Genomic DNA, 23,400 nt, shown 5'->3' with positions numbered 1-23,400 from the left:
TGTCATCTTTAGAGATAACCAAGCTTTATTCAATCGTTCAGTTCAGGTAAGCGACTGGCTCCCCAGCTACGATGAATACGATCTATTACACGTTGTAATTCTTCAGATTTGACCAATGCAAATTGGCCAGGCTCTAACGGATCATAATGAAATATGTACAACCGCGAGGCAAACTCCTCAAAAGGCAAGGATGCTTCGCCAAACCGTTCAGAATTTCCCGACGTACTGACCTGAATATCATCGCCCCAGTTCTGACCGCTGTCATTGTTGGGATTGTAGAAATAGACTCGCATGACACTATTTGGATCCAGTGTAACCCTTAAGATAGTAATCGCATGCCAGCCAACAAACCGCAGGGCACTATCAGTAACCGCAATACCTGCCGGTTGAGGATGAATCAATGGCTGATTGTCATTGTAATAGGGGTGATAACTGGCATAGAAATGTCTGAGAAACACCTCCAGCTGCATTAGTTTGCCTGAGGCTACATCAACATTAATACTGAATCCGCGACCACACCACCAGCCATGAAACTCCGGATTAACCCAGCGATGAGGATCACCCTCACGATCAATACAGCAACGGCCCATTTCGGCATAAATCCGATCCAGATGCGGTACCAGGATAAGTGAAACCGGATCCAGATCCATGGGTAAATGACTGGCGAGTCCTGAAAGACTGTCTTGTGATGAAATTGCCTTACCTTCGAAATGCATAATGATTTCATCATCACGTGCCGCCCAAACCACCATCTGTAAAAGATAATCCGGATCGTTATAGGCCCACATCGACATCGCTCTGGCCGACTGACAGGTCGGGTTATTACCCTGGCCAATGCCTAAAGGCTGTCCAAGCACACATAACACGCCTTCCAGTAATCGGCTGCTTGCACCTGGAGAATCGCCAAATAACGAATTCAAACGTTCTTCTGCCGCTGGAGAGAGAGGGAGCGATAGCTGCCGCCACAAAGAGGGCGCCATTGCAGGTTGATAAAGAATGCCACGCTCCAGCATTAAGGAAAGACCGTAAACTGCTTGAGCGGTTTCAGGATGAATAGCTTTAGCAATAAGTGCCCGTACCAGATCACTGAAACTCAGCAGACAATCTCGACCGGTAGAGGATAAGCCCAATGCCTCACTTAACAGATAATCAGTTTCTTCCGATAAATGTCTGAGTAATACAGAGTGATAGGGCGACACCAGACCGGTATCATGCATCGCACGGGCAAAACCGCTGGCTTCATATTGAAGTGCAGCATTGTCCATGCTCTGCAGTCGTTGCTTATAAATTTCGACGCCCGGATCTTCTCTACAGGCCTGTGTTGGCCCGAACAGACTGCTAATCAATCGATCGGCGCCCTGACCACTATTGCCCATATCAATATCGGGATTTTGGCGGCAGATAGCAATTTGCGTCACCATCTGTTTGACATGATCGACTTGAATAGGCCGTTGCTGCAGAATTCGCCAGATTTCATCAATTAATTGATCAATAACGTGCTCATAGCCAATGCTTTCTGCCAGATGGTGCAACAAGCCCCGACTGATCTCAGCCAAACGACCCTGCAATTCGCGTTCTGCCTCATCGGCTGCCGAAAATAAGCGTTTCAGATTAACGGCCAGTACCTGTGTCAGAAAATGATGAGCCTGTTCTGACGAGATTTCCGGATGCACATATTCCTGTTTGGTCACTGCCAAAAACCTTAATTCGCTTAAGGTTTCAATAATCACCGTATAGACATCATTACTGAGCAGTGCCGGCGCACTCAGCGCCGGTATCAGGATCTGCGGTTTGGCATAATCTGAATTATCAAACGCACCAGCTTTTTCGATACGCTCAATATGCTGTGAAATAATCTTGAAGCCACCGTTGGCATGCAAAACCCGCTTGACGGTATCAAACAAGCGCCCAGCCTTGGTAGGCTTGCTAAAACTTGGCGCCTGTTCCAATTGCTTAATGGCTTCATCCAGGCGTTCAATCAACAAGGACTGATTCGGATCTGGATATTCAATGACATTGGATTCAATCAAACTGTTTACCTGCTTTCTGCTTTTACTGCATGTGTGCTTAGGGTAATCGACTAAATATAGAAATCCAATGATTCCTGTTCTTTTAGTAAATCACGCATCACGACGGGATCTTTGCCGAAGAAGTATAGCAAACCCCAATGTGTACCAAAGGCGGTGCGTTTAGTGACGGTTTCTTCCAGTGGTGCAGTCAATTCATGATAATCGAAATAGGGATTATCTTCGGTTTCCTGTGGAATTTCCAAACGACTGACCACGCGACGACGGGGATAAACCCCAAAGCATCCAGCGACGCCTTTGGCATCCACTACTTCTTTCGGGAAGAAGCTGCTGATTTCTTCTTCAGTCGTTTTCGGATCGAAAGAAAGAATCAACGCATGGTAAGCATTAAAGCCATATGCCCGCTGTAGTAATTCAAATACTTTAAAACCGGGTGGACGATAGGCGACTTCACCGAAGTACATTTCACCATCACTGGTAACAAAGTATTCCGGATGTACAAAACCGAATTCAATATCAAACGTTTTAATCAGTTTTTCGATCTGTCTGGTTATTTCTGGACGATATTGTTCAAGTTCAGGTGTTGCCGGAACAAACACTGAATAACCTAACGTGACATATTCCGAAATATTCAGAAAACGAATTTTACCGTTATGGATCCAGGCCTCGACAGCAAATTCCCAGCCATCCAAATGCGACTCCATTAATACCGGAAATTCTTCATCCGGAATCATGTCCACTTCATCAGGCGTACGAATCACCCGGTGTCCAAGACAACCTGCTTTATCAAATGCCTTCAGATGAATAGGGTCATTGGGATCGCCATCCAATTTGAGTAGAGTCTGATTAACGCGTTTCAGAAAACGGACTACATCATCTTTATCATGTGCTTCTTCAAAAATACCAACCCGAATGCCACCCAGCTGAGCACGACGCTTCATCAAGGCTTTATCACGTAATAACAGTGACTGACCAAATAGTCTGGGGTTATTCATTAACACTGAGTTGATTGCTCCGGCCCATTCAACCGTTTCTTCAAATAACGGAATCGCCACATCAACACCGGCTTCCTGCAGTGTTTGGGCGATTTCAAGCGAACGATCATTGAGTCGTTCAAAATTCCATTTGATATAGGGAATGTTGTGCTCAGTGCAATATTCTTCTGCCCAATCAGGCGCGACGACAACATATTGTCGATCGAATGATTCGGCAGCTTCAACAGCGTTCAGACTCCATCCCAGTAATGCGATATAACCTTTATCTGGATTGAAGCTGTGTTTCGCTGATTCTGCCATAAATTACCACCTTTGAAATTTAATAAATAAAACAATACCTTACAGATTTCACGGTGATATTGATAATCACCGGAACTGTTTAAAGGTCATTGAAGGACGCCATCGTCATGCAGGGGGCCAATGCCCATGCGAGATATAATGAGACACTAAAGGGGACTGATTAAGGCTAAATTGGTTTCATCTGCGGGAATTTAACAAGGCTAAATTAGCTTCTTAGTGTGGATAAACGGCAACATATCGGCTTGGGTTAAAGGCGCGGGCCATTACTAAGGCAAGTATTCCAAGTCCAGTGAGAACAACCCAGGCCATAGTGAAACTTTGCAATGAATCACGCATCCAGCCCGCGATCCATGGTGCGATAGCTGCAATCATTGAGCCTATACCCTGAACAAACCCAGCCAGTTTGCCAGCCAGCAGAGAGTTTGTTTGATGATCCATGGTCACTATTAATGCCATGGGGAATATCCCGCCAATACCTAACCCGGCAATTGCTGACCACAACCATAAACTTATATCCGGTCTAAATGCCATACCACCAAATCCAATAATTTGCAGTGTACATAGCACATAAAGAATTCGGCGCCTGTCGATATTTTTAGCCGAAAGAGCGGGGAATAATAAACCGGCCACGACTTCCATCGCAGTGAGAAGACCAAGCATCAGACCGGCCTGCTTTGCAGTGTATCCTTGTTCTATGGCATAGGGTGATAACCAGGCCAGAACACAGACATAACAGCTGGAACCCAATGAAAAAAAGATTGCCAGATACCAGCTGCGCCTATTACGCCATAGGCCCGGAGTAGCCACAATTTGTGCGTCATCATCCTGAAAACGTCTGGCATCGGGCTTGTAAAACCACCAGGCTATCAGGGCTATTAATGCCAGCAGACTCCAGCTGCCCAGCCCCATACGCCAACCATATTCAGCTTCAATAAACGGGGAAATTGACGCGGAGATTGCTGCTCCCAACATAATGCCGGTGATATACAGTCCCATCATTCTGGGATGTTGTGAACCGTAAATATTTTTGATCACCATTGGCATCAACGCCTGAATCAAGGCGATCCCCAGTCCAGCCAATAGGGCGGTGATGATCAGGTTACTGGCATCGAAAGCCCATAAACGTAATGCAGCAGACAAAACAATCAGCACAATTGAAAAGACAATGATTTGATTTACACCAAAGCGGTGGGCGAGTTGGTAACCGGCCAGACAAAACAGTCCCATTGCAAATACAGGCAGGGTTGTCAGTAATGATGCGAGCTTGAAACTGAGGGTTATATCCTGTTGAATCGCAGGAAGTAGCGGGCCCACTGAAGCCAGGATAGGGCGCAGATTTAGTGCCACCAGCACAATTACAACAGCAAAAATAATTTTCTGTAGAGCTGAAGCGTCGTGTTCTCTGGCGGACATGCCATTCCTTTATTTGGTTTTTATTGAAAAGAAAGAGTTGCTGCAAATCAGCCACACGTCATTTTGGCGGGCAAGGGGAAACTAAGCAAATAGTTAGATGGCGCGAATAGGGATTATTACAGTGGGTTTAAGTTGAGGCAGGGGAGTTTAGTTATTGTTCAAATTCAAATCTTCATGCCGCTAATTTACAAGAACAGACCCAAAGGTGAATGGAGACAGCATACTGCTGCCTCCAGGAGCAACCTTCTCAGGAAAGCAGCTTCCCACGCTTGGGATCATAAAACGGTAACTTAACCAGTTCACCAGCAAGTCGCTTCTGCTGGCCATCCAGTTTTCCGACTTCAAGTCGCTTACCAATATGTGCAAAGTCGGGAGCGACTCTAACCATGGCAAGCTGCTTACCCATTAACGGCGAATACGTCGCACTGGTCACAATGCCTACCGGGAATCGGCCGCTATATACGTGATCTCCATGTGCCGCAGGATCGCCTCCTTCAAGCAGCATGCCCATTAGTTTATGACGACTTGCAGGAGCTTGACGGGCCAGTGCGTCACGGCCAATAAAGTCTTCTTGTTTACTATCGAGTGGCACACTGAATCCGGTGCCGGCTTCAAATGGTGTGATTTCATGGGTAAATTCATGATCAGCCATACTTAAACCAGCTTCTATACGCAATATATCCAGCGCATCAAAACCCATAGGCGCAATATCATAAGCCTGACCGGCTTGCCAGACAGCATCCCATACGGCCGGTGAATCATCCGGATGGCACCAGACTTCATACCCTAGCTCACCGGTATAACCGGTTCGTGAAATCATCACCGGAATGCCAGACGGTCCACTAAGACGACCAATGGTGAAGTGAAACCATTTGAGTTTTTCCACACTGGGTTGGCTGTCCGAAGTCCAGACTATTTCGCTTAGTAATTCGCGGCTTTTCGGCCCTTGTACTGCCAGATTATCCAGTTGTTCAGTTGCATTGCGAATACTGACTTTAAAACCTTTTTGCTCAGCTTTTTCCCGCATCCAGACACCGGTATATTCCGCGCCGCATATCCAGCGATAGGCTTGTTCACCCATCCGGAAAATAGTACCGTCATCAATCATGCCGCCGGTTTCCAGACATATTGCTGAGTGAGCAATTTCGCCAATCGCCATGCGGCTGACATTCTGGGTTAATACATATTGTAAAAAGGCCACGGCGTCCGGGCCGACCACTTCGAATTTACGTAATGCTGATAAATCCAGCACCGCTACTCGTTCACGACAGGCCAGGTATTCTGCATTGGCTCCCCAACCATCGTATTCATTGGCGACCCAATAGCCGGCATAGTCGATAAATTTTTTGGTCAGTTCAGAAGTTCGGTTATGAAAACCGGATGCTTTGGTCATGCGAGGTAACTCCTCAGAAGTGGTTCGATGGGCAATGGCGCGGGGAAAATTCTGTTCGGCGCCATAAATACGCACATGAATATCGGTGGGCTGCCAGCCATTGGCCGGATCAATATCATCCGGACAGGCCGATGAGGCACAGATAAGATCCCGATCGGCGCGAAACAATACATAATCGCCAGCACGCGACCAGGGTTCATCCATAAAGACAGCACCTGAATCATCAATCGCCGTGTTAAAGAATAAGTTGATCGCTGGCCAGCCGGCACGTGGAGCGATGCCAAACGGTGCCAGTACCCGGTTAAAATTCTCGGTGCAGCTGATATGTCCAAAATAACCGTTGTCGTCGTAGTATTTTGGTGTGCAGGCCAACAGGAAACTGTCATGACGACCGACGGTATCCTGTACCACTTCCACCATCGATAACAGATCGGTTCCCAGAAAACGTGAGTTTAGACCGGGAACCGGATTACTCAAGCCCATCACCGTCCGGGTTGCGGTCGCATCAAGACCAACTTCTATGCCCTGTTCCAAGGCTTGTTTATCAAAGGCGACAAAGTCGGAGCATTGCTTACCATGAACATCGATAATCTGGATCCATTCGCCTTTCTGGACTTCATAGGTTTTTGCTGAGGCGAGAGGGATTCGCAACTCGGATTTAATCGGGCCTAAAGGCTCCGGCAATGAATCGTTGTTGGGTTCGACGTAGGTGACTTTTATATCAATCTCTGTCACCGGTGACTGTTGATCCACCGTCATTTTTGCACCCGCCGCGACGATGATGACGTTAAGCTCGTTGAGCGCTGTTAAATTTGCCGTCTCTGACCCTGAGATAGATAGAACCTGCTCAAGATGGCTCGAATCAATTTGCCAGTTTGCCAATTGACCACGTAATTGTTCTGCAGCTGCCCCTGTCTGTTCAAGCTGTTGTTTGATAGTCACTGCTGGAACAGGGGGGCGGTTATCCAGGAGCTCTGGCGCCGATTTGCCATTGGAATTCAATACGATAAGTTCACTGTTCTGCGCTTTATCCTGACTGGATATTGCCAGTTTATCGCCAGCCAACAGCGAGAGTTTTATCGCTTGATGCCCCGCTAATCGATAGTGTTTGATAACCTTCTCTGAGGGGGAAGTGAAAAAATAATCTTTCCCCCATTGTTGTTGTTGCAGTTCTAACATCTGTTATTCCCAATTACGAAAAATCTGCGATAAATATGAGCTTATCTGGTGCATTTTTTCAGTTTTTCGCAACATTAAAGTGCATAAAAGGAAGTTGCTTTTCCCAAAAAAATGGCTGCTTGTTACTGACACACTATTTATCTTCAACAAGATTGCAGCAATTCTCCTGATGGCATACCTCATTGGGGTTACCCCGGCTTGAATTGACTTTAGATGGCATAAAAACTGCTGTCTCCAGCAAGGAAAACCTCGCGTGATGACGCTTTACACTGATAAATGGTATTCGTGGCTATTTGTCTTTTACTGGCCCAAAGCTGCCGGTAGAGATAAAAAAGACCTCAGCCGAAGGACAATGGAGTCATGCTCAATATCAAACGGAAAAACTGGCCAACGATACAAGAATGGTTGAGTCAGCAATTACAGTTTGTAAAACATAAAAATAAACCCAAACCTCCTCTGGACTTGAATGATCTGGCTTTTAAACTGGCAACCGCCAACGATATTAATGAAATTCTGCCCAAGGTACTCTCTTCGTTACAGGGATTGATAGATGAGCAATTCATTCCTGCTGAGCAGGGCGATCTACTGGTGTTATTCAGCAACCCATTAACGTCAGAATCATTTTTGCATCATTCGATGGAACAAGCGCCATCACAAAAATTGATTCAGAGTCTGCATCAGCATTTCACTATCAGAAGGCCAGAAGAAAATGGTTATATTCATCTGCAGATAAACGGAACTTCAGTTACATGTGTTCCAAGCCGTCTTTTTGAGCATGATAATCAGACCATTTGGCTTTTGATGGTTTTCAGTCAGGCATTGCCGAATGAAAAAAAACTCAAATGGGAAATGGTGTTAATGGAGCAGATTATTGCCAAGGGCTTACAAGCCTGGTTTCAACGTGAGAGCAAGGTTAAACAGGCGTTGGCTGCAGAACGGGCGATTTATGCTGCAGAGCTGCATGATTCACTGGCCCAGGTGCTGGGTTACCTGAAACTTAAAAGTGCCAAGCTTGATAAGTTATGTCTCAAAACAGAGTTTGCCGAGCTGAAGCCGATTACTGAGGATTTGACTGCCTATACCCAATGTGCCTATCATCAGACTCGTGAACTGATCACTGCCTCGCGACTGACCATGCAAAGTGAGAGTCTGTCCCAGGGCGTGACCAATTCGGTAAGAGAATTTGAACAGCAGTCAGCAATTGTATTTGAATTGGATAACCGGTTGCCAGCGAATCTGTTGCCACCGAAACAGTCTATTCAGATCCTTTACATTATTCGTGAAAGTCTCAGCAATATCGTACGGCATTCTCATGCAAGCCATGCCCGGGTCAGACTGATATTGAAAGACCCCAGGAAACTGCATATCCAGGTCGAAGATAACGGCACAGGCATTGATTTCGCAGCAGCGCGTAGTGACAGTTTTGGTTTGCAAATAATGCATGAGCGTGCCGAGCGGGTGGGCGCAAAACTGCAAATATCGCAACGGCATGATGGTGGCACATTGGTGCAACTGGATATGGATATTGGAGATAAAGTATGAAGCCTATATCCGTGGTCGTGGTAGATGATCATCCACTGTTTCGTCGTGGGGTAGTGGAGCTGCTAAATGACAGTGATGAACTGACAGTGATTGCTGAATATGATTCTGCCAGGTCGTTATTAAACAATTTAAGCAATACCTATCCGGATATTCTGTTACTCGACTTACAGATGCCAGAGCAGTCGGGACTAGACGTGCTCAAACAGCTTCGCAACCATGATGAGCAACTCAAAATCATTATTATCACCGCCTGCAATGATCAGGAAGTTTTACTTGAGGCGTTGCGTTCCGGGGCTAACGGTTTTCTGCAAAAAGATACACCGCCGGATGAAATCCTCTCCCAACTGATATCAGCGGTAAAAGGCAATGTGGTGATCAACGCCGGAGCCGTCACATCTCTTGCATCACATCTTCGCGAACATAAAACGGAAACCGGCAACCAATCGAATGCGGCGTTTACCCAGATGACAGAACGGGAACGTGAAACGCTATTTCATATATCCAGGGGGTTGAACAATAAATTGATTGCCCGCGAGTTAGGGATTAGCGATGGCACGGTCAAAGTGTATGTCAAAAACCTGTTGCGTAAATTGAATCTGCACTCGCGACTGGAATTGGCGGCATGGGCTCACAATAATCACTCGGCTGATTTGCCGGACCGGGAAGGCTGAAATGACCCTACTTAAATGGCCAAATAAAATCGTTAACTCCGCCCCCACAGCATCACAATTGACCCAGCTGCTAAATAGTCTCAGTGATGTCGTCATGATGCTCGATGAACAGCATCAGATAATAATGATTAATCAGTGTTGGCAGGATATTACCGGTATCAGCATAGAGCAAACCCAAGGCAAGGTGTTTACTGACTTTCTCCATCCAGAGGATATTTCTAACTGGATACAGTTGTTGCAGAACATGCGTTGTGAAGCAAAAGAAGTTATCTGGTTTCGCCTGATAAGTGCCAGTGGCGAATTGCGCTGGTGTGAAATGCGCTTACAGTCAGTGGAAAAAAATAAACTCTATCCATTGTCGGCCACACTTTGTGATATTACCCCCCAGGTGCGTAACGAGCAGGTGCGTCATGCCAGTTATCGTAGTTTGCAAAGTCTGGTGGATCGTTTACCGGCCATGTTGTATCGAGCGCGAAACAATATCAGCTGGTCGATGGAATATGTCAGTGAAGGCTGTGAGAATGTAACCGGTTACAGTGCCCAGACTATGTTGAATCAACCACAGGTGTCACTGGGGGCGATGATTCATGCAGCAGATGCTGGCTATGTCTGGGAGCAGGTGCAGATCGCTCTGGAAAACCAAAACACGTTTACCATTCAATACCGTCTCACCCAGGCAAATGGAAATGAAATTGTAGTTCTTGATAAGGGCAGGGGGTTGTATTCCGAGAGTGGAATGGTACTTGGTGTTGAGGGAATTATTTTTCAGATAGCTGAATAAATAGGTATTTTTCCACTTAATTAACCACTTACCCTGTTTGGGATACCCATAGAAGAGGATTTTTCATCACGCCATAGCAGGTTACTTTTACGCTGACAGCTGCATTAAACGCAGCCTCATGTTTATAAATAACTTTGATGGAGTGAACCTATGTCAACTCGAGTAGCGGTACTTGGCGCTGGACCCAGTGGCCTTGCACAACTTAGAGCCTTTCAATCCGCCCAGTCAAAAGGGGCTGAAATTCCAGAAATAGTCTGCTTTGAAAAACAAAGTGATTGGGGCGGTTTGTGGAATTACACATGGCGCACCGGCCTGGATGAAAATGGTGAACCGGTACATGGCAGTATGTACCGTTACCTTTGGTCTAATGGTCCCAAGGAATGTCTGGAATTTGCCGATTACACTTTTGAAGAACATTTCGGTAAACCGATTGCCTCTTATCCACCGCGCGAAGTGTTGTTTGATTACATTAAAGGCCGGGTAGAAAAGGCCGGTGTACGTAAATATATCCGTTTTAACACCGCTGTTCGCAATGTAACCTACGATGATGCCAGTCAAAAATTCACCGTCACAGTTCAGGATCACAGCACAGATACGGTTTACGCTGAAGAATTTGATTACGTGGTCTGTGCTACTGGCCATTTCTCTACGCCAAAAGTCCCCACCTTTGAAGGCTTTGATAAATTTGGTGGACGTATTCTGCACGCCCATGACTTCCGTGATGCGTTGGAATTTAAAGACAAAGATATTTTGCTGGTGGGCAGCAGTTATTCTGCGGAGGATATCGGTTCGCAATGTTACAAATACGGTGCCCGCAGTCTGATTAGCTGTTATAGAACGGCACCCATGGGCTATAAATGGCCGGAAAACTGGGATGAAAAGCCTAATCTGGTCAGAGTTGATACCGATACGGCCTATTTTATCGATGGCAGTTCGAAAAAAATTGATGCGATTATTTTATGTACCGGCTATTTACATTACTTCCCATTCCTCTCCGATGATTTACGCTTAAAGACCAACAATCGTTTGTGGCCGCTGAATCTCTATAAAGGCGTGGTCTGGGAGGATAATCCGAAGTTTTTCTATCTTGGCATGCAGGATCAATGGTACTCATTCAATATGTTTGATGCGCAGGCCTGGTATGTTCGAGACATTATCATGGGGCGTATTGCATTACCGTCAAAAGCTGACATGAAGGCGCACAGTATGATGTGGCGGGAGAAAGAGCTGACGCTGGAAACGGCTGAAGAAATGTATACCTATCAGGGCGATTACATCCAGGAATTAATTGATGCCACGGACTATCCTTCATTTGATATTCCAGCCGTCAATCAGACTTTCCTGGAATGGAAATATCATAAGAAGAAAAACATTATGACCTTCCGTGATCACTCGTATCGGTCGCTAATGACCGGCACTATGTCGCCACCTCATCACACCCCTTGGTTGGAGGCTTTGGATGACTCGCTAGAAGCCTATTTGTCTGATAAAAGTGAAATACGAATAGCTAAAGAAGCCTAAGCCTAATAAACTTTTTTATTTTAATTCAATTGGATAGGATAAGTTTGTTAACTAATATGATCGATAAAATGGTGAGCTATTTGTGATCGATTTGATGGTTGGACTAAGCTCTAAGATAATCCAATCATAAAAACTGGATGGAATATTAATACCTGTTGTTTTTTCCTCGCCCCCTGCTGGGGGCTGTTTTTTGTCCATAAAGGCAAAAAAATCGGGCAGTTTAGTTGTTCTATACGAGTCATTTTCATGGCAGAAGGGCGGAAACTAGTTCCAGCCCTTCAAGGTTTTCTGCAGTACAATCGATTATCTATCTACTCGTTGAATTAGAAATGATTCTTCCTGAGATACGGGTGCTTTTATCAATAAGCTTGGTGTTTTTATTATTTATCTTCTTCGATTCATTAATCGTTTTAGTTAAACGATTTTATGCTTATCGTGCATATGCCAAGTGAATATCAAAAATGCGTATTAAATATTATTGATAATTGACTGAATTATAAATTGTTTCAGCTATTACATTTCTTTTGATCTATATCAATATAAGTCTGTATTCCCAGTGAAATAATAAAACTGCAGCTAAGTTCATCGTGAACTTCAGATCGTTGCTGTATTAATGCAAGTAGATCATTAGCAAATAATAAATTTGCTCTTATAATTAATTTGAGTCTGTTTCGTCCTTTCATTTGAAACACGCTGCTTCTTGCTCTGTGTTATCGAGTAGTAGGGGGGGAGGAATGAAAAACAAATTTTTTAAGCCATTAATTTTTATTAGGTTTAGAAAGGAGTCTGAACCTATCATCACGTATTTAAAACACCTTAAATGGCATGTGGTAACTTTTGACCTTAATAGTCATGCGGATTCTCCAGTATCTTTTCACACTGGCTCCATCGGCTTGGTCGATTTCAGTGAGTATGATCCTCAGCTGGATAACCTAGACCGATTAAAAGCTTTTATTACCGCATCAAAAATCAAGTGGTTGGCTTTGGTACCCTCGGCGTTATTGGAACAGCTTTCCATAAAATCGCTTCTGCGCAATTATTTTGATGATTATCATCTGTTTCCCCTGACACAGATGCAGCTATCAAACATGCTGGAGCAGGCCAAAATAATGTCTTCGGCCTGTGATCACCCAGACAATCTTATTTTTGACAGAGTTCTTCTGGGCCATAGCCGGCTAATCAATGATTTAAAACAAGCTATTAAAAAAGCCTCAAGCGTAGACTGCACCGTATTGATTACGGGTGAAACCGGAACAGGCAAAGAGCTCGTTGCCAGAGCTCTGCATGAAATGTCAGATTTATCAGGACCTTTTATCGCAGTAAATTGCGGTGGTATCGCCAATAGCCTGATTCAGGCAGAGTTATTTGGTTATGAGAAGGGAGCCTTCACCGGTGCTAATCAGCAAAAAAAAGGTTTCATTGAAGCCGCTGACAACGGCACGTTACTGCTTGATGAAATCGGGGAGCTGGCTTTTGAACAACAAGCAAACCTCCTGCGTTTTCTGCAAGAGGGAACCATTCAACGGGTGGGCAGTGTTGATACAGTAAAAGTCCGCGTTCGGGTAATTGCCGCTACAAATGTTGATCTGGAGAGAGCGATGTATCGAGAACGATTTCGTGCGGATCTTTTTTATCGGCTGAATGTGCTTGAAATCAAAATACCCCCCCTTAGAGATCGCCAGCAGGACATCGAATTATTGGCTTATTATTTTCTGAATAAATTCTCAGCAGAACATCATAAGCAGTTCAGTGGTTTCTCATCAGATTGCCTTGCGATGATGAAAAGCTATGCTTGGCATGGCAATATCCGTGAAATGATGAATCGAATACAAAGAGCCGTCATTATGTGCGATGGTGAAGAACTTCAAAGCGATGATTTAGGCATTGAATTAACCGACACCAAACCACGAACACAAAGACTTAAGGCTATAAAAGAAGAAACCGAAAGACGGGCGATTATTGACGCTTTGGAAAGGGATGAAGGCAATGTGAGTAAAGCCTCTAATCATCTCGGTATTTCCAGAGCAATGCTATATCGGCTTATGAACAAACATGGCCTTGGTCATTAATTGAGGATGTATAAAAAATTCATCAGCTGTCTACATTTGTAGACACTTTGCTTGAAGGTACATTTACCTTATTTCTTCAGATATTCCATCATCAAAATGACTCATTTATTCGACAGACATTATCTTAACTCTCCTGCTTGCTCGAAAAAAAATAATACTTATCAATAACATAAAAAACAGGCATGTTGTTTGCCTTATTCTAAGAAAAGTTGTTTTCACAATGCTGGAGAAAGTCTATGGCAAAGACACAAACAAAAAGTAAAAATGCCTCGGCTCAATTACCAGACAGCAACCAAGCATTTACTACAACGCATCATAAAATGATTGAAGAAGCAGCCTATTACATTGCTGAGAAACGTAATTTTGATGGTGAGCGTGAGCTGGACGACTGGCTAGAAGCCGAGCGAACTATCAACCAGTCAATTGAGTAATAAACTTTAACAAGCAGAGGATACTGAGATGATTGGCCAATACAAACCCTTAAGTTTAATCAATGATTTACAGCGTGAACTGAGTAATTTCTTTCCCAGTTCAGCGATAGCCAACTTTGATAGCGAAGAATGGTCTCCGGCTGTAGATATTACAGATGAAGAGGACAAGTTCGTCATCAAAGCAGATTTACCCGGCGTAAAGTCTGAAGACATCAAAGTCACGGTTGAAAATGATGTTCTGACTATCAAAGGTGAAAGAGAATCTGAGAAACGTGAGCAGTCGAATAATTACAAACGCATTGAACGGTTTAGTGGCAGTTTTATGCGTCGCTTTACATTGCCTGAAGCTGCCAATCTGGAAAAGATAAAAGCCAAAACAACAGATGGTGTTCTTGAACTGACTGTACCTAAAAAAGCAAAGGCTCAAGCAAAACCTTTGGAGATCAAGGTTGAAAAGTAGCAGAGAAGTGACATTAAGAGGCTAGCGTTAATTGCAGTCAGATATCGATGTGTATCAGTCTATTAGTCATTTGCTGTCGTTCAAACAGATATGCAACCGTTGTGGACTGCCACAAAAAAAACTGACAGAAATGCTCGATTATGGGGTGATTACACCATCAGCTATGACCATACTCGATCATGAGGCTTTATATGAGACTGATTGTGTTAGGAAAGTCCATATTGCAATGCGCTTATGTCGTGATCTGGAATTGAATATGGCTGGTGCTGCTCTAGCTATAGAGTTACTGGATGAAATAAATAGTTTGCGTGAGCGATTGCAGATCGATTGATAGAAGAGCATTTTTATAGGAGAAATATGAAAATGATGACTGTATTAGTGGCGGACGCTTCAGAAGCTAAAGTGTTCAGCGCTGAAAATCGACATGCGACACTGTCTGAAATCAAACACATAAAAAATCCTACCGGACATTTGTTAGAGCAGGAACTGACTTCTGATACACCAGGCAGAATTATGTCTCGCGGAGGGGGTAGTCACAATTATCAGACAGCAGAAACGCATAAACATCATGATGAGGTAGCATTTGCATCACTCGTTATCCGATTCTTGCGCGATCTATATGAGACACAGAGTCTCGGTAATCTTGTGATTCTTGCCGCGCCTGATTTTTTAGGTGAATTACGCAAATTAATGCCAGCCAACATAAAAAAACACATCATCCTGGAAAAACCCAGAGATCTCGTTGCGATGGAAAAACAAGAAATCCAAGCACATCTTCATGGGTATTTCCAGAGCGAGTTCCTTAATGGATAAACACATTATTCACATGGCTTCTCACGGATTAACTGGGAGTGCCGGATGACTTATCTAGTGCATGTTAGTTTACTAACTACGCTTTTTTCTGTTGAAAAAAGTGGGGGCGGAGATTACTTCAGCTTCTCGGGCAAGCCTTTGCTTGTGGCTAAGCGTGTCGCGCCTGCACCTGCGGCGTTACCTCCTTGGCTTGTCACGACACCTACCCCTTTCGGGTCTGAGTAGATGGGTCGAAAGCACTCTCAGTTATTTTTCACTCACGATTCGCAGGAAATATCTGCTTCGAGTAATTGTTTGCCGCCTATTAAGAGTCTAAAGCATCTTGCAGACCTCACTGAGACCAGCTATCGCGATCTCAGGAAAATTATTACCCGGCAGTCACCAGAACCATACAAAGTATTCCGGATAAGGAAAAAATCAGGCGGCTTTCGTATCATTGCCATACCTGATGAAAGTTTGCTCAAAGTGCAACAATGGATATATCGGCATATCCTTTCTCAGGCCCAGCCAAGTCCGGTAAGTTATGCTTTTCAGAAGGGAAAGTCTATTCGCGATGCTGCTAGCGTTCACTGTGGCTGCCGCTGGTTAATAAAGCTCGATTTATATAATTTTTTTGGTGCTATTTCCGAGATTGATGTTTATCGGGTTTTCTACAGTCTGGGTTACCAGCCGTTGATAGCATTTGAACTTGCAAGATTGTGTACCCGGCTGGGTAGTCTGACCGCTTTTCGGCATCGGCATAGATGGGAGATTGAGGGAAACTCCACTATTATCAGTCAATATCAAGGTCAGCGAATGGGCCACTTGCCTCAAGGCGCACCAACTAGTCCGGCATTATCTAATCTCGCCATGGTGGCGTTTGACCGGAAGATCATGAATCTCGCCGCGGAAGAACAATTAACTTACAGTCGATACGCTGATGATCTCAGTTTTTCAACGCCACTCACGAGCTTTTCACGAGAACTGGCCAAGGCCTTTATTCACCGAGTTTTTCGCTTGATGCGAACATATGGTCAGTCACCGAATATGACTAAAACCAAGATCATTACGCCAGGCGCCAGAAAAATTGTTCTCGGACTATTAGTCGACGGTGAAGAGCCTCGACTACAAAAATCGGTTAGAAACCATATTCGTCAACATATTTTCTATCTAAACCACTCTGATGTTGGTCTTCAGAAACACGCACAAAAGCGTGGTTTTCTATCCACTGATGGATTCAAAGCGCATTTAGACGGGGTATTGTCCTATGTCCATGATATTGATCCGTCACTTGCACAAAACTACCGACATCAATTAGCGGATGTTTACAGGCTGGTGTAAACCCGATAACCCATAGGAGAAGCAAAATGGAAAAACTATATATCAGCATTTTAGTGACAAGTTTGATTATTTGGCCTTTGCAAGGTATGAGCGAAACCGGAAAAGGAGCGAGTAAAGACCAGCAAAGGAATGAGCAGTCTGAGCAAATTAGAGAGCAAGAAAGACAACAAGAACAAATGCGCAATGAAACACAAGAGGGCGGACAGCAGGGGAACAAACAACAGGAGCAAATGAAAGAACAGGATCGTGAAAGACTTCGCGAACATCAGGACGAAAACCAGGGTATGAATCAACAGCGTGAAATGAAAAACCAACAGACACAGAATGAGTTGGGTCAGGGAGCACAGCAAGGACAACAGTCACGTGAAAATAACAAGAAATGGTGGCAGTTCTGGAGATGACTAAGAACTAACTGATAAAGATTGATCGTGATAATTAACAGCGCTGATTGATCGATTTAGTTGTATTTTGATAAATGTATTATGGTATTTAAGGTGAACAAAAAAATGTTGCTGGAAGACTTTGGGTCTATTGCGAGAAGGCGTTTATGCTGTATAAGTTTTTAGCAGAGTTTACTTGATTCAAAGGGAGTTTTATAAACACTTTGCTACCCAGTTGAAGTAATGTTTCATTGACCCGTCCTGAAATAAGGAGTGTGCCTGAAAGCATGCTCCTTTTTTGATTCGCTAATAATGGAGGTAAAGCAATTTCGAAATGATAAAAGCAATTTTTACAGCAAGCGAAAATCTGGGTGGGCAACGACAAGTCCCGGAAATTAATCTGGTTGCGGGTAAAGGTATTAAAGGAGACCGTAATTTTGACAGAAGCCAATGGCCGGGGCAGAACATTACCTTTATCGAACAGGAAGAAATCAGTGAGTTTAATCAGCGTTTTTCGCAGCAGATTAGTCTGTCTGATACCCGGCGTAATGTAATTACCGAAGGCGTCCGTCTTAACGATTTAGTTGGACAGGTTTTTTGGATTGGCGATGTCAGTTTCAAGGGCGTAGAACTTTGTGAACCCTGCTCTACCTTGGGCGCATTACTGGAAAACGATAGCATAAGCAAAAAAGCTATCGTCAAAGCATTTACGCATAAAGCCGGACTGCGTGCCGATGTTCTGTCAGATGGTCAAATCAGAGTGGGGATGCAGATTGAACCTGTCGTGAAGTAGCCAGTTTTATCCAAGCTACTCCACCACAGAAAGCTTTATCTATTGGTATCAGATTCCCGATGTAAAACATCCAATAAAGCAAACATTGCTTGTCTGCTTCGTTTAAGCTGATCGATGTTATCCATTAATTCCACTTCCTTTTGTACAAACTCGGTCTCGGGCAAGGAATGCTTTTCCAGTGCCAGAAAGGCTTCAATCGTGCCAGGCTCAACTTCCAGATGAAACTGTAACGCCCAAATTCGCTTGCCAAAATAGAAACCCTGACAGGGAGTAATCCTGCTATCGGCAAAACAACGGGTATTTTCAGGTAACTCCACACAATCCCCATGCCAGCTAAGTGGGGTTAAATCATCAGGCATCCATGTTATTTCGGGATCGATTTTATTGACGGAAAACCAACCGATCTCCTGTTGAGCATTTGGATATACTTTGGCCCCCATGGCTGATGCAATTAACTGACAGCCGAGACAAATCCCCAGCACAGTCTTTTCTGCGTCAACCGCTTCACGGATAAGTTGTTTTTCACCAATCAGCCAGGGATAGTTGGTTTCATCATAAGTGCTCATAGGCCCACCCATAATGATTAACCAGTCAAACTCGGTGACTGCAGGCAATTGAACATGCTGATCCAACCGATAAGTAGTCAATTGAAACGGTTTATCTGCAAACCAATGCCGCATGGAACCTATCCATTCGCCATCAGCATGCTGAAAGATAGCGACTTTCTGCATTCGCAACTCCAAAATCTGATTAAAACAGATAGCAGGAAGAGCTATCTGAAAAAAGTAAACTGCGAATCGCGGCATTACGAGCAGTATGTGAACGATAGCGAATACCAATAGAAAAGCATAGTCTTGGGGCCTGTAAATCTTTCATTTCTGCCTTGTTGGAAAAAAATATCCTTCAGCATTAGTGGGCTTGAAAGATCAAGGGTCAAAAGAATGATTTAAATCCAATCTTTATCATCAAACTCTATAGTCAACTACGGTTGCTAACGATATTAGCTATAACCATGACGGTTTTAATCAAATGTTGCGTCACATTAAGCTACTGATTAAACGATAAAATTATCTGATGCCCCATTTTTGTTCACTTTGCGCACAATTGTGGTGCGAACTGGTTTACAGTTGATCATATATAGGATTACTATCACTCCGGCAACCCTATAGTTAAAAAAGTTATAAATAAAATTTGTCGAGGAACGGGTTGTTAATTTAATAAAAATCAACGGAGAGAACGTATGTCAAAGTTAACTGCATTATCTATAAGTATTGCTGTATTAGGAGCTATTTGGGCGTACCTGGCTTTAGGTCCATTAGCTGGTTTTGTTTTAGTCTGGGCAGGTTTTATTGCCTGGGCATGTTTTTTCCATACCGGTGCTGATATGCCGGCCTTACAAAAAACCATTGTGGGCATGAGCTATGGTGCGGTGATTGCTGGCATTGCTTTATTGTTAGCGACTACCAACCCGCTGGGTTTACCAGGTGTTTTAGGAACCGCGATTTATGTCGGTGTAACCGTATTTTTCCTGGTTATTGTGGCCAGATTTGATTTGTTATCGGTGGTACCAGCCAATGTTTATGGTTATGCCGCAACTGCCGCATTTGGTTTACAAACAGCAAATGCTGGAAGTGCCATAACTATGGATATGACTAATCCTGTATTGATCATCATTCTTTCCACGATTCTTGGTGCGGTTTTTGGTTTGTTATCTGCCAAACTGGCTGCTGCAATCGAAAAGAAATCTTAATATTGAACCGCATTTAAGCGGTTTTTTTATAACCATTTCAGGGCCGGTATAACTGAAAGATATTTCAGTTGTGCCGGCCCTGAGTTATGAATACTCCGTTAATCATTGATATTGAATTGCGATGAATTTGTTGACATGCTCATCGCACCCATTTTAATAAAATAGATTTGGACTTTTATGCGTTCAGCCATTTTTCTACTATTAATTTTATCCACTATTGTACTGGCCACATTTCCCATTTTCTTTACCTGGGCTAATCGTGTTGAACCCAGTTTTATCGGTTTACCGTTTGCCTTTCTCTGGCAGATTGCCATGGCGTTATTAGGCGCCTTTTTTCTGGCTTGCTGGTATCTGGTTGAGAGTCGTAGTGGTGATCTGGATATTGAAGTTGAGTCGGAGGCATCAAAATGATTCCAATGTTGATGCTGGCGGGTTTTCTGGGACTTATCCTATGGATAAACCGTCGTCAGATGGGCGTGAAAACCCTGAATGATTATGCAACAGCAAGTCATAGTATTGGGGTGTTGGGTATTACCTTAGGCTTTCTTGCTACCTGGTATGTCGGTGCCGGGTATACCGTGTTTTCAGGGTTTGCCGTCAGTTTTGGCATGATCGGTATGTACGTTATTCCTTATGGCATTATCACCATGCTGGTGATGTATCTGGTCGCTGAAAAATCCTTTATCTGGGGCAAGAAATATAACATCCGTACCCAGTCAGAACTGCTGGGGCTACGTTATCGAAGCGATGCAATCAGGGTATTAACAGGTTTTGCCGGTGTAGCGTTATCAGTACCGTGGTTATTAATGGAGTGGTACACCATTGGTTACGTGTTTAATTATGCGACTGATGGATTTATAAGCCCGTTACTGGGCATGATCATCGGCATATTTGTGGTGGTGTTTTATGTCGCACTCGGTGGCATGCGTTCAGTTATCACTGCCAATATTATTCAGGGTCTGTATATGCTGATTGCGGGATCAGCCATTCTGTTATGGGTTATTTATACCCAGCTTGGCGGTATTGAAGGCGCTATGCAACGCATATTGGAACAAAGCCCCGAAGCATTAACCTTTCCCGGTCCCGGCTGGGATATGTCGCCAAATTACTGGATGGCAATCGTCATTACCAGTGGTCTGGGCGGCTTTATGTGGCCATGGGTCTATAACAAGTTATTTGCTGCAGACAGTATTCGTACCATCAAACAATCGGTGTTATTTGCGCCGACGCTGGGTATTCTGTCATTCGGTTTACTGTTTCTGCTGGCAATGGCATTACATCCACTCCCATTTGCTCAACAAAATCCTCAGGAAGCAATGTTCTGGATCCATAGTCAGGCAGGTGCATGGCCGTTGGGTTTTTTTGCGGTGCTGGTAATGGCGGCAAGTCTGGGGACGGTGAGCAGTATCCTTAATGCTATGTCTACCGCAATTTCAGGTGATCTGGCACAGGTCATTAAACGTGATATCAGTGAGAAAACTGCCTTGCAAATTGCCCGTTGGTCAGTAGTTTTTATGAGTATCGGTGCATTGATTGGGGCTTATATACGAGAAGGGCAATTAGTGTTTCTGGCGTTGATGACTTACCAGGGCATGATTGTTTTATCTCCGGTGGTGTTACTTGGGTTGTATTGGAAGCGTGCCAATAAAATCGGTGCAGTGAATGGGTTTTTGGCGGGGATGGCAGTATCATTTGGCTTAACAATCTTTGAGCCAGCATTTATCATCACTTATGGCTGGACACCCGGCGTGTATGGCTTTTTAACCACATTGAGTATTATGCTGATTGCTGGATACTGTCGACCGGTAGAGTCACATGTGGAAAAACTCTGGCAGGATATTGCCATAGCAAAAAGCACCAAGCCCACAGGAAAATTAGCTACTGCAAAATCAATTTAGTTGCGATGAAAAATTATAACCGTTTGCCAAATTGTGGATGGTTAATGGCTTTTGGCTGGCTAATGCTGAGCATAAGCTCACCGTTAGCTCACAGCAAGGAGCAGGAGTCAGCCGGTAATGTTGTGCTGTTACATGGTTTGGCTCGCACAGCAGGCTCAATGGATTCGATGGAAAAACATCTGAGCAAAGCAGGGTATAAGGTATGCAATATTGATTATCCTTCCCGCAAACACCGTATCGAGAATCTGACCAGCGAATTTGTTGTACCGGAAATCCAACAATGTTTCGGTGATGTTTTAACACCTTTGCATTTTGTCACCCATTCACTGGGAGGTATTATTGTCAGGCAACTCGCGGTGGAACATCAGCAAATCAAAATTGGCAGGGTAGTAATGTTATCGCCGCCTAATCAAGGCAGCGAAGTGGTCGACAAACTGGGCACCTGGGGCTTATTTGAATGGATAAACGGGCCTGCCGGCAAGCAACTGGGGACAACAGAAGACGCTATACCCAACCAGTTGGGACCAGCCACTTTTGAACTGGGTATTATTACTGGAAACCGCTCGATCAATCTGATCTTATCTACGCTGATTCCCGGACCCGATGATGGCAAGGTTTCCATCAAAAATGCACGATTGGATGGCATGCAGGATTTTCTGGTGGTTGAGCAAACACATCCGTTTATTATGGCGAACGATACGGTGCAATCGCAGACCCTGCATTTTCTGCAAAACGGGACTTTCCAGCATTAATTCATCATTACTTTATTGAACGGGCAAATATCCCGCTGTTTGCAGTCAAAAAACTGTTTGGGTTTTCTGCAGTCACTGTTAGGGTGAGTAATCGTATTTTAGGAGAACCGTATGCCGTTAATGACCCGTGCAACCAGATACTTCCTGGCGTTGATATTGTTTGTCAGTGCTGCCTCTGTCATGGCCGATGACTATCAGAAGCATGACTATAAGACTCTGGTGCTGGATATTCTGATTACTGGAGATAGCTCAGTAACCGGCGATAAAGCCGAGAACGCAGAAAAGATTGCCAAGTTCAGTGAACATCTGCGAAATGAATTAGACGATAAGACGCAGTTTAATATCATCAACGATGCCGATTCTCTGGCGAAAGTTAAAGCGTTTGATGAAAAGCACAATCTGCATTATTGCAATGGTTGTGAACTTACCTTAGCGAAAGAGCTGGGTGCAGAGTTGGTGATTGTGCCAAATGTATTTCGTATGAGTCATCTGATTTCAACATTACATGTCGAGTTTAAAGAAGTAGAGTCAGGAAAGCTGATCAAGCGTAAATCCTATGATTTTCGTGGCAACACTGATCAGGCCTGGGAACGTGCAATTAAATATGCCATGCGCGATTTAAAGGACTGGAATAGAGATTAATTTAGGGTCTGTTTATCTGCTTTACCAACAAAAACCCCGGCTTTAAGCCGGGGTTTTTTATGAATTAAAGTAATTTTTAACCCTGCATAAAGCAGGAATAAACCCTACTTAATTTTTTCAAACGCCGCATTTTCATGACGGATAATTGAAATAATCAATCCGGCAATAATGGCGGCTGTGCCGATTGCAAATAGCACCAAAGCAAAAGGGTTATCTGCAAAGGTAAAATAGGCACTGACGTTTTCCCAGGTTGTAATTGAACTTCCCATA

Annotated in this window: 23 protein-coding genes; 17 read left to right on the top strand and 6 right to left on the bottom strand. The window is 44.0% G+C overall.

What is annotated here, in order from left to right; genetic code table 11:
* Positions 1-29: 29 nt before the first annotated feature.
* The 4 genes from B3S93_RS07765 to B3S93_RS07750 all read right to left on the bottom strand — a co-directional run bounded on the left by B3S93_RS07765 (position 30) and on the right by B3S93_RS07750 (position 7,307).
* Positions 30-2,030 (bottom strand): hypothetical protein, encoded by a 2,001-nt coding sequence (locus tag B3S93_RS07765; protein WP_292357426.1) that lies wholly within the window; start codon positions 2,028-2,030, stop codon positions 30-32.
* Positions 2,031-2,080: 50 nt separating this feature from the next.
* Positions 2,081-3,322, bottom strand: a complete 1,242-nt coding sequence (locus B3S93_RS07760) for an ATP-grasp domain-containing protein (protein WP_292357424.1) — start codon at positions 3,320-3,322, stop codon at positions 2,081-2,083.
* A 213-nt stretch (positions 3,323-3,535) separates the two neighbouring features.
* On the bottom strand, positions 3,536-4,735 hold the full coding sequence (locus B3S93_RS07755; RefSeq protein WP_292399229.1) for a cyanate transporter: 1,200 nt from the start codon (positions 4,733-4,735) through the stop codon (positions 3,536-3,538).
* Between the two features lie 247 nt (positions 4,736-4,982).
* Positions 4,983-7,307: a DUF1989 domain-containing protein gene (locus B3S93_RS07750; RefSeq protein WP_292399227.1), complete on the bottom strand. Its 2,325-nt coding sequence runs from the start codon at positions 7,305-7,307 to the stop codon at positions 4,983-4,985.
* A 360-nt stretch (positions 7,308-7,667) separates the two neighbouring features.
* Here B3S93_RS07750 and B3S93_RS07745 point away from each other — a divergent pair, with 360 nt between their 5' ends.
* The 12 genes from B3S93_RS07745 to B3S93_RS07690 all read left to right on the top strand — a co-directional run bounded on the left by B3S93_RS07745 (position 7,668) and on the right by B3S93_RS07690 (position 18,088).
* A complete protein-coding gene (locus B3S93_RS07745) occupies positions 7,668-8,849 on the top strand; it encodes a sensor histidine kinase (protein WP_292399225.1) in 1,182 nt (393 codons plus the stop codon).
* On the top strand, positions 8,846-9,520 hold the full coding sequence (locus tag B3S93_RS07740) for a response regulator (protein WP_292357415.1): 675 nt from the start codon (positions 8,846-8,848) through the stop codon (positions 9,518-9,520). Before B3S93_RS07745 ends, B3S93_RS07740 begins: the two co-directional genes overlap by 4 nt.
* A 1-nt stretch (position 9,521) precedes the next feature.
* Positions 9,522-10,301 carry a PAS domain-containing protein gene (locus tag B3S93_RS07735; protein ID WP_292399222.1) on the top strand — a complete coding sequence of 260 codons (780 nt, stop codon included), beginning with the start codon at positions 9,522-9,524 and terminating at the stop codon, positions 10,299-10,301.
* A gap of 150 nt (positions 10,302-10,451) precedes the next feature.
* Positions 10,452-11,822 carry an NAD(P)-binding domain-containing protein gene (locus B3S93_RS07730; protein ID WP_292357410.1) on the top strand — a complete coding sequence of 457 codons (1,371 nt, stop codon included), beginning with the start codon at positions 10,452-10,454 and terminating at the stop codon, positions 11,820-11,822.
* 734 nt (positions 11,823-12,556) lie between these two features.
* Complete coding sequence (locus tag B3S93_RS07725) at positions 12,557-13,891, top strand: sigma-54 dependent transcriptional regulator (protein WP_292399219.1); 1,335 nt, start codon at positions 12,557-12,559, stop codon at positions 13,889-13,891.
* Positions 13,892-14,127: 236 nt separating this feature from the next.
* A complete protein-coding gene (locus tag B3S93_RS07720) occupies positions 14,128-14,322 on the top strand; it encodes a DUF2934 domain-containing protein (protein WP_292357407.1) in 195 nt (64 codons plus the stop codon).
* Between the two features lie 28 nt (positions 14,323-14,350).
* A complete protein-coding gene (locus B3S93_RS07715) occupies positions 14,351-14,782 on the top strand; it encodes an Hsp20/alpha crystallin family protein (RefSeq protein WP_292357405.1) in 432 nt (143 codons plus the stop codon).
* Between the two features lie 31 nt (positions 14,783-14,813).
* Entirely contained in the window at positions 14,814-15,113 is a 300-nt protein-coding gene (locus B3S93_RS07710; RefSeq protein ID WP_292357403.1) for a chaperone modulator CbpM, read from the top strand.
* Positions 15,114-15,139: 26 nt separating this feature from the next.
* A complete protein-coding gene (locus B3S93_RS07705; protein WP_292399216.1) occupies positions 15,140-15,595 on the top strand; it encodes a host attachment protein in 456 nt (151 codons plus the stop codon).
* 225 nt (positions 15,596-15,820) lie between these two features.
* Entirely contained in the window at positions 15,821-16,915 is a 1,095-nt protein-coding gene (locus tag B3S93_RS07700; protein ID WP_292357399.1) for a reverse transcriptase family protein, read from the top strand.
* 26 nt (positions 16,916-16,941) lie between these two features.
* On the top strand, positions 16,942-17,316 hold the full coding sequence (locus B3S93_RS07695) for a hypothetical protein (RefSeq protein ID WP_292357398.1): 375 nt from the start codon (positions 16,942-16,944) through the stop codon (positions 17,314-17,316).
* A 313-nt stretch (positions 17,317-17,629) separates the two neighbouring features.
* Positions 17,630-18,088, top strand: a complete 459-nt coding sequence (locus tag B3S93_RS07690) for an MOSC domain-containing protein (protein WP_292399214.1) — start codon at positions 17,630-17,632, stop codon at positions 18,086-18,088.
* A 35-nt stretch (positions 18,089-18,123) separates the two neighbouring features.
* Here the strand turns inward: B3S93_RS07690 and B3S93_RS07685 are convergent, their stop codons facing one another.
* Positions 18,124-18,819, bottom strand: a complete 696-nt coding sequence (locus tag B3S93_RS07685) for a type 1 glutamine amidotransferase (protein ID WP_292399211.1) — start codon at positions 18,817-18,819, stop codon at positions 18,124-18,126.
* Between the two features lie 509 nt (positions 18,820-19,328).
* On the opposite strand from B3S93_RS07685, the gene B3S93_RS07680 reads away from it, so the two are divergent.
* The 5 genes from B3S93_RS07680 to B3S93_RS07660 all read left to right on the top strand — a co-directional run bounded on the left by B3S93_RS07680 (position 19,329) and on the right by B3S93_RS07660 (position 23,130).
* Positions 19,329-19,838, top strand: coding sequence for a DUF1097 domain-containing protein (locus B3S93_RS07680; RefSeq protein ID WP_292357392.1), 510 nt, complete (start codon positions 19,329-19,331; stop codon positions 19,836-19,838).
* Positions 19,839-20,015: 177 nt separating this feature from the next.
* Positions 20,016-20,249: a hypothetical protein gene (locus tag B3S93_RS07675; protein ID WP_292357390.1), complete on the top strand. Its 234-nt coding sequence runs from the start codon at positions 20,016-20,018 to the stop codon at positions 20,247-20,249.
* On the top strand, positions 20,246-21,736 hold the full coding sequence (locus B3S93_RS07670) for a sodium:solute symporter family protein (RefSeq protein WP_292357389.1): 1,491 nt from the start codon (positions 20,246-20,248) through the stop codon (positions 21,734-21,736). Before B3S93_RS07675 ends, B3S93_RS07670 begins: the two co-directional genes overlap by 4 nt.
* A gap of 44 nt (positions 21,737-21,780) precedes the next feature.
* Positions 21,781-22,488 (top strand): esterase/lipase family protein, encoded by a 708-nt coding sequence (locus tag B3S93_RS07665; RefSeq protein WP_292399208.1) that lies wholly within the window; start codon positions 21,781-21,783, stop codon positions 22,486-22,488.
* Positions 22,489-22,599: 111 nt separating this feature from the next.
* Positions 22,600-23,130, top strand: a complete 531-nt coding sequence (locus tag B3S93_RS07660; RefSeq protein ID WP_292399205.1) for a DUF3280 domain-containing protein — start codon at positions 22,600-22,602, stop codon at positions 23,128-23,130.
* Positions 23,131-23,234: 104 nt separating this feature from the next.
* Here the strand turns inward: B3S93_RS07660 and B3S93_RS07655 are convergent, their stop codons facing one another.
* Positions 23,235-23,399 (bottom strand): hypothetical protein, encoded by a 165-nt coding sequence (locus tag B3S93_RS07655; protein WP_292399202.1) that lies wholly within the window; start codon positions 23,397-23,399, stop codon positions 23,235-23,237.
* Between the last annotated feature and the right edge of the window lies 1 nt (position 23,400).

Source organism: Methylophaga sp. UBA3613, from assembly GCF_002375415.1.
In the GTDB taxonomy this organism is placed as follows: Bacteria; Pseudomonadota; Gammaproteobacteria; order Nitrosococcales; family Methylophagaceae; genus Methylophaga.
Note: the sequence above shows the minus strand (reverse complement) of the source record. Positions and strands in the feature narration are given on the sequence as shown.